At 69.4% G+C, this 12,262-nt stretch carries 9 protein-coding genes; 6 read left to right on the plus strand and 3 right to left on the minus strand.

The window, feature by feature from the left end:
• The first annotated feature begins 182 nt into the window (after positions 1-182).
• The 4 genes from BDD16_RS01810 to BDD16_RS01825 all read left to right on the plus strand — a co-directional run bounded on the left by BDD16_RS01810 (position 183) and on the right by BDD16_RS01825 (position 7,282).
• Positions 183-2,876 carry a S8 family serine peptidase gene (locus tag BDD16_RS01810; RefSeq protein WP_179632357.1) on the plus strand — a complete coding sequence of 898 codons (2,694 nt, stop codon included), beginning with the start codon at positions 183-185 and terminating at the stop codon, positions 2,874-2,876.
• Positions 2,877-3,026: 150 nt separating this feature from the next.
• Positions 3,027-3,536 (plus strand): hypothetical protein, encoded by a 510-nt coding sequence (locus BDD16_RS01815; protein WP_179632358.1) that lies wholly within the window; start codon positions 3,027-3,029, stop codon positions 3,534-3,536.
• 141 nt (positions 3,537-3,677) lie between these two features.
• A complete protein-coding gene (locus tag BDD16_RS01820) occupies positions 3,678-5,843 on the plus strand; it encodes a DUF1800 family protein (RefSeq protein ID WP_179632359.1) in 2,166 nt (721 codons plus the stop codon).
• 8 nt (positions 5,844-5,851) lie between these two features.
• Positions 5,852-7,282: a DUF1501 domain-containing protein gene (locus BDD16_RS01825; protein WP_179632360.1), complete on the plus strand. Its 1,431-nt coding sequence runs from the start codon at positions 5,852-5,854 to the stop codon at positions 7,280-7,282.
• Positions 7,283-7,284: 2 nt separating this feature from the next.
• Here BDD16_RS01825 and apbC read toward each other — a convergent pair whose 3' ends face one another.
• Together apbC and BDD16_RS01835 are read right to left on the minus strand one after the other, a co-directional pair.
• Positions 7,285-8,382 carry an iron-sulfur cluster carrier protein ApbC gene (gene apbC, locus BDD16_RS01830; RefSeq protein ID WP_179632361.1) on the minus strand — a complete coding sequence of 366 codons (1,098 nt, stop codon included), beginning with the start codon at positions 8,380-8,382 and terminating at the stop codon, positions 7,285-7,287.
• A gap of 123 nt (positions 8,383-8,505) precedes the next feature.
• On the minus strand, positions 8,506-8,832 hold the full coding sequence (locus tag BDD16_RS01835; RefSeq protein WP_179632362.1) for a 2Fe-2S iron-sulfur cluster-binding protein: 327 nt from the start codon (positions 8,830-8,832) through the stop codon (positions 8,506-8,508).
• A gap of 68 nt (positions 8,833-8,900) precedes the next feature.
• On the opposite strand from BDD16_RS01835, the gene metG reads away from it, so the two are divergent.
• Positions 8,901-10,970, plus strand: a complete 2,070-nt coding sequence (gene metG, locus BDD16_RS01840) for a methionine--tRNA ligase (RefSeq protein ID WP_179632363.1) — start codon at positions 8,901-8,903, stop codon at positions 10,968-10,970.
• Positions 10,971-10,992: 22 nt separating this feature from the next.
• On the opposite strand, the gene BDD16_RS01845 is transcribed toward metG, so the two are convergent.
• On the minus strand, positions 10,993-11,529 hold the full coding sequence (locus BDD16_RS01845; RefSeq protein ID WP_218897660.1) for an isochorismatase family protein: 537 nt from the start codon (positions 11,527-11,529) through the stop codon (positions 10,993-10,995).
• Positions 11,530-11,623: 94 nt separating this feature from the next.
• On the opposite strand from BDD16_RS01845, the gene BDD16_RS01850 reads away from it, so the two are divergent.
• Positions 11,624-12,232, plus strand: coding sequence for a PH domain-containing protein (locus BDD16_RS01850; protein WP_179632365.1), 609 nt, complete (start codon positions 11,624-11,626; stop codon positions 12,230-12,232).
• Positions 12,233-12,262: the final 30 nt, after the last annotated feature.

The raw sequence follows: 12,262 nt of genomic DNA on the forward strand, positions 1-12,262 counted from the left end.
TCGACCCCGGGCTGAACCCGGGGATTGTCGCTACATCCGGGTCACAACTGTAGCCGTGGAACCGTGCAATACCGCACTGCGCTGCCACGCTACATGCCGAAGCAAACTCGGTCCATTCGCTGCGAATGTATATGATTTTCCGCGCAATACGTCACACTTAGACACATTCAGGAAGCATTTGCATGGGAATCAGGGGAGTGGCCCGGCGGGCAGCGACGGGTCTGGTGGCGGCGTGTGCCGCCTTGGCGGGGTGTGGCGGCGGTGGCAGCGCGGGGGACACCGGCGCGGCCGCGGAGCTCGCCGGGCCCGGCTACCGGCTCTCGGGCACGCTGTCCGTGCCGGCCGGTGCGGCGGTCGACAGCGATCTCAACGACGTCAACCAGCTCGGCCGCACCCGCAACAACGACCTCGCCACCGCCCAGGCCCTCGGCGCCCCGGTGCTGCTCGTCGGCAGCGTCAACCGCCCCGGCACCGGCCCGGCCGGCAGCAACCAGGCCGACGGCGACCCCACCGATGCCCATGTGCTGGACCTGCAGCCAGGCGATCTGGTCGAGCTGGAGTTCGCTACGGGCACGGCCACCGAGTCTGCCGATCTCGACCTGTACGTGGCGTCCGCCGACGGCTCGCTGACGGGCGCGTCCGACCGCAGCGACACCGCCTACGAATGTGTGCGCATCACGCAGACGGGGCGCTATTACCTGCGGGTCGAGGCCTTCAGGCGGGCGGCCGGCTACACGCTGCGGGCCGGACCGGCGGCCACCCCGACCACAGGCTGCACCGCGACCACGGCCCGCACGGTCTTCGACCCGGGCGAACTCATCGCCCAGATCCGCAGCAGCAACGCGGCCACGGCGACCGTCAGCGCCCAGGCACTGGCACAGCGCGCCGGCGTCACCCCCGTGGCCGGCGCGTCGGCCCGCGGCCCGCAGTTGCTGCGCCTGCCCGACCAGGCCGCCAGCCGCCGCAGCGGGCTCGCGGTGCTGGCGGGCGACCGCGTGTCCGAGGCCACCCGCGCGCGCATCCTGTCGGAGGGGACGTCCGCCGACCCGCTGCGCGACAGCATCGAGGCCCGCCTGGAGACCCTGCGCTACGCCAAGGCGCTGCAGGCCACCGGTGCCTACGACTACGTGCAGCCGAATGTGCTGCTGCAGCCCTCCGCCACCATCGGTCCCTTTCCGCCCAACGACCTCCACTACGGCGAGCAGCGCCGGGACCACGAACTCATCACCCTGCCCGCGGCCATCCAGCGCATCCAGGCACTGCCGATGCAGCCCGCGCAGCGACCGGTCATCGCGGTGATCGACACCGGGGTGATGCTCGACCACCCCGACCTCCAGCCGCAGCTCGCCTCGCCCGGGCGGACCTTCCTCACCGAGCGCCTGCCGGGCGACCGCAACCTGGCCAGCGGCGATGACCAGCGACTGGCCGCCGACCACGCCGTGTCCCACGGCACCCACGTCGCCGGCACGGCAGCGGCAGCCACGTACAACGGCATCGGCGTGGCAGGCGTGGCGCCGATGGCGCGGCTGCTGCCGCTGAACGTGTTCGGCCGCCAGGCCTCGGCCAAGACCATCGATCTCCTGCAGGCCATGCTCTACGCGGCCGGGCTGGACAACAGCGCCGGTGTGCTGCCGGCGCGCCGGGCCGACGTGATCAACGTGAGCATGGGCAGCCCCGGTGCCTGCGGCGTGGCCTTCCAGGACACCGTCAACCGGGTGCGGGCCGCCGGCACCCTGGTCGTGGCCGCCGCCGGCAGCCTGGCAGACAACCCCGGCGGCCAGCCCGCCGAAGTCCAGCAGCCAGCCAACTGCGCGGGCGTCATCGCCGTCGGCGCGATCGACTCGGACCGGCAGCGCTCGCGCTACGCCAACTCGGGCGCGGCGCTGACCGTGGCAGCACCCGGCGGCGACCTCGGGACGGCCGGTGTCGCCAGCGGCCTGAGCGAGGGCATCTTCAGCACCCTCGTCAACTACAGCGGCGACGGGCTGCGCATCCCCGGCGTCGGCCCGCTGCAGGGCAGCTCGATGGCCGCACCCCAGGTCAGCGGCGTGCTCGCCCTGATGCGCTACCTGAACCCGGACCTGTCCGTGGACGAGATCGACACGCTCTTCGCCACCGGCCGGCTGACCGATGACCTGGGCGCCACCGGCCACGACAGCCTCTTCGGCCACGGGCTGATCAACGCGCTCAAGGCGGTCGATGCCGCGCTGGAATCGGCCACCGGCACCAGCAGCGTGGCGAACGGCGCGGCGACACTGGGCCTGCGCCCGGCCCGGCTGGACCTCGGCAGCCTGCGCAGCGCGGCCACGATCGACCTCGTGGTGCTCTCCGGCAAGCGCTCCTCGGTCACCGCGACCGTCACCGCCGTGCGCAGCAGCCACCCGGCGCTGGCGCTGCACACCGGCACCGCCGACCCCAGCATCAGCCTGCACCGGCAGGTCCTCGATGTCGACCGCCGCCTGCTGCCCGCCGATGGCAGCTTCAGCGCCACCGTCACGCTGACGCTGAGCACCGGCGCGGAGCTGACCCTGCCGGTCACGCTCGACCGGCCCGCCGGCAGCGCCAGCAGCGGCCCCGGCTTCGGGCCGGTCTACGTGACGCTGAGCGATCCGGACACCGGCCGGGTGCTGCACACCGTGCTGGTGCACGCCAGCCAGGGACGCTACGCCTGGCAGTTCAGCGGCTACCGGCGGTCGAAGGTCGTGGTCCGGGCCGGCGCCGATCCGAACAACGACGGGGTCCTTTGCGGACCGGGCAAGCCTTGCGGCACCTGGGTGTCCGGCAATCTGGCCCCCAGCCACGAGCGGGCGGCGACGCTGTCGGTCGACCAGAGCGGCCTGGATCTGAGCCTCTCGCCCGTCCCCTGGGGTCCCTGAAGCCCATTCTTAGCGCACCGGGTTTCCCCTGAGGAGGGCTGGTCGAATCTCGGTATATTCGCCGAACCATCCCCCCTCACCTGCCACCGGGAGCCCATGACCAAGCCCTCAGCGCCGCCTCGACCCCACCCGACCCGGTGGACCGCCTCCGTGAAGAGGTTGCTGCTGTTCCTGGCGGGCACCGCAGCCGTGCAGGTCGCTGCAGCGCAAGGTCTGCAGGTCACCCGCAACCCGGTCGCCGACGCCAGTGCCAGCCGGTCCGCAGCCGCACCGACCGTGGTGCGCGTGCTCTCGACCCGCAGCCACATGCAGTGCCCGCTGCCGGGCAAGAACACCCGGCTGCTGAGCATCGACTCGCCCCGGGAATGGGAAGACACCATCGAGCGCCAGGACGAGGTCACGGCGCTGGGTCGCAAGGTGCGCTGGGCCAGGGAGCGTGTGCTGGTCTACGCGCTGGAGTCCAAGCCCTACGCGGGGGTGCGCCTGGACTCTCCGTCGCGGGTGATCCGGCTGGCGCATGGTGTGCTGTACTGGCCGGTGCGGCAGGTACAGCCGGAGACGGGCGCGAACAAGGCCTCCGTGCTGACCCGGCCGTGTGTCATGACGACCATCGACCGCGCCTACTGGCAGCGCATCAAGGTCGTGCCGGCACGGCCCTGATCCTGCAGCCCGGCCTGCATTGGGGCCCATTGGGAGAAAAGTGACACAGAAGACCCCGTTGTATGGGGATGGATCCGGCGGTCAGGCGGTTAGAACCACCGCACCCTGCAACCTCTGTCTGGCGCCAGCCCCCCCACCACGATGGTCACCTGTCCTTTCCTGCGTTCGCACGCCGCCTCGGCTGCGCTCCTGCTGGCCTTGCTGGCGGGGTGCGGCGGCGGCAGTGCCGACGCAGCGCCCGCGGACACACGGACACCCGCCCGCACGGCCCAGGCCCTCGCTGCACCGAGCGTGCTCACGGTACGCGCCAAGGGCAGCCTCCACGCCGGCGTCGGCCCGGTCATGGTGGTCCGTCTCAACCAGCAGGTGGTCGGCACGGTCGAGGTGAAGAACACCGCCGACTGGGCCGACTTCCCGTTCAGTCTCCCGGCGCTGCGCGGCGGGGACAAGATCGATGTGGTCTTCACCAACGACATCGCCGCCAACGGCGTCGACCGCAATCTCCACATCGCCTCGCTGAGCGACGGCACGACCGTGCTGCTGCCCTTCACCACGGGCATCGTCATCGACCGCGGTGCCGGCGCCGCGGCGTTCGACGGTCTGGACCTGCTTCCCGGCAGCAGCACCCTGGCCAGCAACGGCGCGCTGCGGCTCACCTGGCCCGGCGGACCCAATGCAGCGGCCTCCACGCTGCCCCGCCGCAAGGCCGCGGCCCGGCTGCTGCTCCAGGCCAGCTTCGGCCCGACACCCGCTGCGGTCGACGCGCTGGCCGCGACCACCGACGCCAGCTGGATCACCACCCAGATGGCCCTGCCGACCACCGACGACTTCGTCCGCGGGGTGCAGGCGCGCTACGACCTGGGTGACATGAACCGCCCGGGCGGCGACCAGTACGACCCGTCCGAAATCGTGCGGATCTTCTGGCGCACAGCACCAGCGGCCCCGGACCAGCTGCGCAAGCGCACCGCCTTCGCGTTGCACCACCTCTTCATGGTGTCGCAGGTGGACGCCAATCTGTGGTTCCACAGCCGCGCCTACGCCAGCTACCTCGATCTGCTGAACCGCCATGCCTTCGGCAACTTCCGCACGCTGATCGAGGAGATCGCGCTCAGCCCGGCCATGGGCATCTACCTCTCGCACCTGCGCAACCGCAAGGAAGACCCGTCGATCAACCGCCAGCCCGACGAGAATTTCGCGCGCGAGCTGATGCAGCTCTTCACCATCGGCCTGCAGGAGCTGAACCCGGACGGCAGCCCGAAGCTCGACAGCACCGGCCAGCCGATCGATACCTACCGCAATGCCGACGTGATGGCGCTGGCCAAGGTCTTCACCGGCTTCACCTGGGGCTTCCCGGACGGGCAGATGAGCAACGACAAGTTCGGCTGGCTCGACCCGACCTACACCGCGGCAGGCGACCAGCGCGTCGACCTGCAGCGCATGAAGGCCCTGCCCGACCAGCACTCCACGGCAGAGAAGAAGCTGTTCACCGGCAAGCCCTGGGCCGTGACCCTGCCGGCCGGATCCTCGGCACAAGCCGATGTGAAGGCCGCGCTGGACACGCTGTTCCAGCACCCCAATGTCGGCCCCTTCATCGGCCGCCAGCTCATCCAGCAGCTGGTCACCAGCCAGCCGAGCGCGGCCTACGTGGGCCGCGTCGCGGCGGTCTTCAACAACAACGGCGCCGGGGTGCGCGGTGACCTGGGCGCCGTCGTGCGCGCCATCCTGCTGGACACCGAGGCGCGCACCATCCCGGCCCCGACCAGCCCGAACGGCAAGCTGCGGGAGCCGGTGCTGGGTCTGCTGCACTGGATGCGGACCTTCGGCGCCACCTCGACCAACGGCCGCTACCGCATGGGCTGGCAACTGGATCCGCTCGGCGAGACCCCGTTCCGGGCGCCCTCGGTGTTCGGCTACTTCCGCCCCGGCTACGTCCCGCCCACCCCGGCCTTTGCGCCGCGCAAGGCCACGGCGCCCGAATTCCAGATCCTCGACGAGAACAGCGTGGCGGCGTGGGTGAACCTGGCCGGAGCGATGGGCGCCGGAGGACTCGGCTGGGTCGACAACGCCCCCGAGGTTCCGGGCAACCACAGCCACCTGCTGAACGTGCTGACCAATGCCGGCGTCAGCGGCCTGCTCGACGAGATCGACGTGCTGCTGCTGGGCGGACGCATGTCGGCCGATCTGCGCAGGATCCTGACCGAGGCGGTGGTCGGCATCGAGGACGCCAGCACGCGCGGCGACCCCGACCGCGTCCGTCTGGCCGTCTTCCTGACCCTGGCCTCGCCCGAATTCCGGATCCAACGCTGACACCCGCCATGAACGCCTCGCGCCGCCACTTCCTGCGCCAGTCCTGCGGACTGGCCGCCACCGCCGGGCCGCTGCTGCCCGGATTCGACACGCCGCTGGCCATGGGGCTGGCCGGCATCGGTGCCCTCGCCGCCGGACAGGCGGCCGCCGCCGACACCAGCGGCTACCGGGCCCTGGTCTGCCTCTACCTGGCCGGTGGCAACGATGCCCACAACTGGATCGTGCCCACCGACAGCACCAGCCATCTGGAGTACACCCGTGCCCGCGGCCCGCTGGCCTGGCCGGCCCAGCAGCTGCAGGCGCTCGGCAGCACCGGCCAGGCCGCCGGCCGCAGCTTCGGCATGCCGCTGGAACTGGCGCCCATGCGCAAGTGGTACGAGGCCGGCAAGCTGGCCGTGCTGTCCAACGTCGGCGCGCTGGTGCGCCCGCTCACCAAGGCCGAGTACACGGCCGGCGGCTCCGCGGTGCCGCCGAAGCTCTACTCGCACAACGACCAGCAGTCGTTCTGGCAGTCGCTGGCACCGGAAGGTGCCGCGTCGGGCTGGGGCGGACGCATGGGCGACCTGCTGCAGTCGACCAACGCGCAGCCGCTGCTGACCAGCGTCTCCGCGTGCGGCAACGCGGTCTTCCTGACGGGCCATTCGGTGCAGCAATACCAGCTCGGCGAATCGGGCCCGATCCGCATCGAAGCCCTCGGACGCGACCGGATGATGGGGTCCGCGCAGACCGCGGCGCTGCTGCGCCGGGTCGTCCTCGCCGGGGGCAGCGATCCGTTCCAGTCCGACTACGCACGCCTCACACAGCGCTCGCTGGACACCACCGCCCTGCTGAGCACGGCGCTGACCCATGCCGCGGTGCCTGCGCTGCCGACCACGGCGGTCACGCTACCCTCCGGCGGCAGCCTGCGCCTCGACCAGGAAGGGCTGGCCAGACAGTTGCGCATCGTCGCGCAGATGATCGCGGCGGGCACGGGCCTGGGCATGCGCCGCCAGGTTTTCATGGTGTCGGTGGGTGGTTTCGACACCCACGCCAACCAGCGCCGCGACCAGCCCCTGCTCATGGCCCGCGTGGCCCACAGCATGGACTGGTTCCTCACCGCGCTCCAGGGCGCCGGCCTGCTCGACCGTACCACGCTGTTCACCGCCAGCGATTTCGGCCGCACCCTGACCAGCAACGGCCAGGGCAGCGACCACGGCTGGGGCGCGCACCACTTCATCGCGGGTGGCGCGGTCAAGGGACGCCAGATCTACGGCCACTTCCCCATCACGGCACTGGGCACGGCCACGGACGTCGACAACGGCCGCCTGCTGCCCACGGTCTCGGTGACGGAGTACGCGGCCACGCTCGGCCGCTGGATGGGCTTGAGCCGCAGCGAGCTGGGCACGGTGCTGCCCAACCTGGGCAACTTCTCCGTGCCGGACCTGGGCTTCCTGGCCTGAACTCAGGTGCCCTTCGACACCGTGATGGTCGGGAACTTGGACGAGTAGTCCTTGGCCTTGTCCGCGACCTTCACCGCGATGCGGCGCGCCACCGTCTTGTAGAGCGCAGCGATCTCGCCGTCCGGCTCGGCCACCACGGTCGGGCAGCCGGCGTCGGTCTGCACGCGGATCGACAGGTTCAGCGGCAGCGCGCCGAGGTACTCGATGTCGTATTCCGCGGCCATCTTCTTGCCGCCGTCGGCCCCGAAGATGTGCTCGGTGTGGCCGCAGTTCGGGCAGCAGTAGACGGCCATGTTCTCGACCACGCCGAGGATGGGCACGCTGACCTTCTCGAACATCTTCAGGCCCTTCTTGGCGTCGAGCAGCGCGATGTCCTGCGGCGTCGTGACGATGACGGCCCCCGTCAGCGGCACCTTCTGCGCCAGCGTCAGCTGGATGTCGCCGGTGCCCGGCGGCATGTCGACGATCAGGTAGTCCAGATCCTTCCAGTTGGTCTGGCGCAGCAGCTGCTCCAGCGCCTGGGTGGCCATCGGGCCGCGCCAGATCATGGCCTGGTCGTTGTCCACCAGGAAGCCGATCGACATCACCTGGATGCCGTGGCCGATCAGCGGCTCCATCGTCTTGCCGTCGTAGCTCTCCGGGCGGGCGCCGGTGATGCCGAGCATCATGGGCTGACTCGGGCCGTAGATGTCGGCGTCGACGATGCCGACCGCTGCACCTTCGGCGGCCAGCGCCAGCGCCAGGTTCACGGCCGTCGTGCTCTTGCCGACGCCGCCCTTGCCGGAAGCCACTGCGATGATGTTCTTCACGCCGGGCAGCAGCTGCACGCCGCGTTGCGCCGAGTGCGCGACGATCTTGCTGGTGACGCTGACGCTGACGTTGGCGACGCCCTCGACCGAGCGGGCTGCGGCGATCAGCGCGCTGCGCAGACCGTCGATCTGGCTGGCCGCGGGATAGCCGAGTTCCACGTCGAACGCGACATCGCTGCCGGTCACGCGCAGGTTCTTCAACTGGCGGGTGGACACGAAGTCACGGCCCGTGTTGGGGTCGATGACAGCCTGGAGGGCTTGCTTGATCGCTGCGTCGTTGATGTTGGACATGATGAGGTCAGAGAAAAACAGCCCGCAGTCTAGCGAACCGCTCTCGCCAGGGTGAAAGGGAAAGTCGCTAGGTGCAAAGCGGTATTCACGCATCGGCCGCGATCTCGCTCCAGACTGGAGCAATCAGCGCCGAATCTCGACCAGCTCGGCCACCGCCTCGACATCCACATCCCCCAGCGGCAGCGCCACGCAGGGCAGGATCCAGCCGCTGGCACGCTCCTCGGCGGTGAGCCCTGGCCAGTCGACGCGGCAGGCGACCTCGCCCGCCACCAGCCGGCACAGACAGGCCCGACACGTCCCGTTGCGGCAGGAACTGCGCAGACGAACCCCTGCCGCCCGCGCCGCCTCCACCAGCGACTGGCCCGGGGCCACGCGCACGCACCAACCCAGCGGCTGCACGGTCAGGACGGGTCGCGGATCGACCGGATCGGGAGGCTGGATCGGATTCATCGCCGCCACGATACCGCGGCGCCCTAAAATTGCCCTCCTTCCCGCGCACTCTGCCAAGACGCCACGACATGACCCGCCAGCTCTTCGTCACCACCGCCCTGCCCTACGCCAACGGCAAGTTCCACATCGGCCACATCATGGAGTACATCCAGGCCGACATCTGGGTGCGGTACCAGCGGATGCAGGGCCACCAGGTCCACTTCGTCGGCGCGGACGACGCCCACGGCGCGCCCATCATGATCGCGGCGGAAAAGGCCGGCATCACCCCTCAGCAGTTCGTCGCCAACATCGCCGCCGGCCGCAAGGAATACCTCGACGGCTTCCACATCAGCTTCGACAACTGGCACTCCACCGACGGCGTCGAGAACCACGAACTCGCGCAGGACATCTACCGCGGCCTGCGCGACAACGGGCTGATCGAGGTCCGCGCCGTCGAGCAGTTCTTCGACCCCGAGAAGGGCATGTTCCTGCCCGACCGCTTCATCAAGGGCGAGTGCCCGAAGTGCGGCGCGAAGGACCAGTACGGCGATTCCTGCGAGAACTGCGGCGCCGTCTACAGCCCGACCGAGCTGGTGCAGCCCTACTCGGCGCTGTCGGGCGCGACGCCGGTGCTGCGGACCAGCGACCACTACTTCTTCAAGCTGAGCGATCCGCGCTGTGTCGAGTTCCTGCAGCAATGGACCACCGAGCCGGGCAAGCTCCAGCCCGAGGTGCTCAACAAGATCAAGGAATGGTTCACCAAGGACGAGGAAGGCAAGGGCGGCCTCGGCGACTGGGACATCTCGCGGGACGCGCCGTATTTCGGCATCGAGATCCCCGACGCGCCGGGCAAGTACTTCTACGTCTGGCTGGACGCGCCGATCGGCTATCTGGCGTCGCTGAAGAACTGGTTCGACAAGGGCGGCCCGGCCGCGAAGTACGGCGACACGCGCAGCTACTTTGACTTCATGGCCGACCCGGCGATCGAGCAGTACCACTTCATCGGCAAGGACATCACCTACTTCCACACGCTGTTCTGGCCCGCGACGCTGCACTTCAGCGGCCGCAAGACACCGGACAACGTCTTCGTCCACGGCTTCCTGACCGTCAACAACGGCGAGAAGATGAGCAAGAGCCGCGGCACCGGCCTGGACCCGCTGAAGTACCTGTCGCTGGGCATGAACGCCGAGTGGCTGCGCTACTACATCGCCGCCAAGCTGAACGCCCACGTCGAGGACATCGACTTCAACCGCGACGATTTCACCGCCCGCGTCAACGCCGACCTGGTGGGCAAGTACATCAACATCGCCAGCCGCGCCGCCGGTTTCATCAGCAAGCGCTTCGGCGGCCAGCTCAGCGGCGACCTGGGCGTCGAGGGCCGCGTGCTGCTCGACACGCTGCGCGCCCACCGCGACACCGTGACCGGGCTGTACGAGACGCGTGAACTCGGCAAGGTGCTGCGCGAGATCATGGCGCTGGCCGACCGCGTCAACGAGTACGTCGACCAGAACAAGCCGTGGGAACTCGCCAAGCAGGCGGGGCAGGACGCCGTGCTGCACGATGTCTGCTCGGTCTGCATCGAGGCGTTCCGGCTGCTGACGATCTACCTCAAGCCCGTGCTGCCGAAGCTGGCTGCGCAGGTCGAAGCCTTCCTGCAGGTCGAGCCGCTGGACTTCCATTCGGCCAGCCGCGCGCTCGGCGCCCACACGATCGGCACCTACCAGCACCTGATGCAGCGCGTCGATCCGAAGCTGCTGGAGGAACTCTTCGCCGCGCCGGAGCCCGAGAAGGTCATCCCTGGCGGCGAGGACATCGCGCCCGAGATCAAGATCGACGACTTCACCAAGGTCGACCTGCGCGTGGCGAAGATCGTCAAGGCCGAGACGGTGGACGGCTCGACCAAGCTGCTGCGCCTGACGCTCGACGCCGGTGAAGGCCGCACCCGCAACGTCTTCTCGGGCATCGCCTCGGTCTACAAGCCGGAGGATCTGGAAGGCAAGCTCACCGTGATGGTCGCCAACCTCGCGCCGCGCAAGATGAAGTTCGGCATCAGCGAAGGCATGGTGCTGGCCGCCAGCGACGCGGATGAAAAGAAGAACCCGGGGATCTTCGTGCTGGAGCCGTTCCCGGGCGCACAGCCAGGGATGCGCATCCGCTGACGACCCGCCGCTGCGCCGCCGGTCAGCGCACCAGCGGCAGCAGCGCCCGGAAGTCCTCGGTGCCCGCACGCTCCAGCCATTCGTAGACCACCATCTCGGTGGTGACGATCTCGGCGCCGTGCTGGCGCAGACGGGCCAGGCCGGCCTCGCGGTTGGCCGGGGTACGGGAGGAACTGGCGTCGGCCACCAGCGCCAGCTCGAAGCCGGCCTGCAGCAGTCCCAGACCGGTCTGCAGCACGCAGATGTGCGTCTCCATGCCGGTCAAGATCACCTGCGGTCGCCCGAAGCTGCGCAGCCGCTCCACGAATCCCGGCTCGCGGGTCGCGCCGAAATGGATCTTCTCGATGACGGTCGCCCCCGCCAGATGCGGCTGCAGGGCCTCGACCGTCGCGCCCAGCCCCTTCGGATAGTGCTCGGTCACGACCACCGGCACGCCCAGACGCTGCGCCGCCAGCAGCAGCCGGCGGTTGTTGTCCACCGCCGCCGCCGCGCCGTCGATCGCGGGCGCCAGCCGCGCCTGCACGTCGACCACCAGCAGCACCGAACGTCTTGCCTCCATCCACATCGCCGTTTCTCCCGAATCTGAAACGTCTATGCTGCGCCGATTCCTCGCCCGGCGCATGCGCGCTTTCTCCCATTCCAGGAGCCCACCCATGTTCAAGAAGCTTGCCTCCGAAGCCCTCGGCCTGAGCGACATCGGGACCATCATCCAGCCGAAGGACTTCGGCAGCGTCGATGCCGACGACTACCTCTTCCACGAGGACGGCGAAAAGATCTTCTTCCTGATCAAATCGAAGAAGGACGAATACTGCTTCACCAACCTGGCGCTGATCCACGTCGACGGCGATTCGGCCGTGTCCTCCAAGCGCACGATCCGCCGCCACGAGTACGCCGACTGCGCCATCGGCACCGTCACGATCGAGACGGCCGGGACCGTGGACATGGACGTGGAGCTGAAGTTCTCGATCGGCGGCACCACGTTCAGCATCGACGTGCGCAAGCAGTTCCTCGAACAGCTCAAGGACGTCTACAAGGCCCTGATCGCCATCAGCCGGCTGCAGGCGCGTGACGAGACCGGCCGCCAGAACGCGCTGAAGGTGCTGGGCGCGATGTCGTCGATGTACAAGATCGGCCAGGCCGGACTCCCCCGCGACCTGCCGGACCAGTTCAACGCCCTGCTCGACAACCTCAACCAGACCGTGCTCGACCGCCACACGCGGCGCGACTTCGGCGAGGTGTTCAGCCGCTACATCCACGCCTGACACCACGCACGACGTCAGCACTTGTAAGCG

This window comes from Sphaerotilus montanus, assembly GCF_013410775.1.
GTDB classification, from domain to species: Bacteria; Pseudomonadota; Gammaproteobacteria; order Burkholderiales; family Burkholderiaceae_C; genus Sphaerotilus; species Sphaerotilus montanus.

What these genes read in the sequence shown, in the direction of transcription:
- BDD16_RS01835 (WP_179632362.1), bottom strand. Translation starts at nt 8,832, where the DNA reads ATGAATCCGATCCAGCCTCCCGATCCGGTCGATCCGCGACCCGTCCTG.
- BDD16_RS01825 (WP_179632360.1), top strand. Translation starts at nt 5,852, where the DNA reads ATGAACGCCTCGCGCCGCCACTTCCTGCGCCAGTCCTGCGGACTGGCC.
- BDD16_RS01850 (WP_179632365.1), top strand. Translation starts at nt 11,624, where the DNA reads ATGTTCAAGAAGCTTGCCTCCGAAGCCCTCGGCCTGAGCGACATCGGG.
- metG (WP_179632363.1), top strand. Translation starts at nt 8,901, where the DNA reads ATGACCCGCCAGCTCTTCGTCACCACCGCCCTGCCCTACGCCAACGGC.
- BDD16_RS01845 (WP_218897660.1), bottom strand. Translation starts at nt 11,529, where the DNA reads ATGGAGGCAAGACGTTCGGTGCTGCTGGTGGTCGACGTGCAGGCGCGG.
- apbC (WP_179632361.1), bottom strand. Translation starts at nt 8,382, where the DNA reads ATGTCCAACATCAACGACGCAGCGATCAAGCAAGCCCTCCAGGCTGTC.
- BDD16_RS01810 (WP_179632357.1), top strand. Translation starts at nt 183, where the DNA reads ATGGGAATCAGGGGAGTGGCCCGGCGGGCAGCGACGGGTCTGGTGGCG.
- BDD16_RS01820 (WP_179632359.1), top strand. Translation starts at nt 3,678, where the DNA reads ATGGTCACCTGTCCTTTCCTGCGTTCGCACGCCGCCTCGGCTGCGCTC.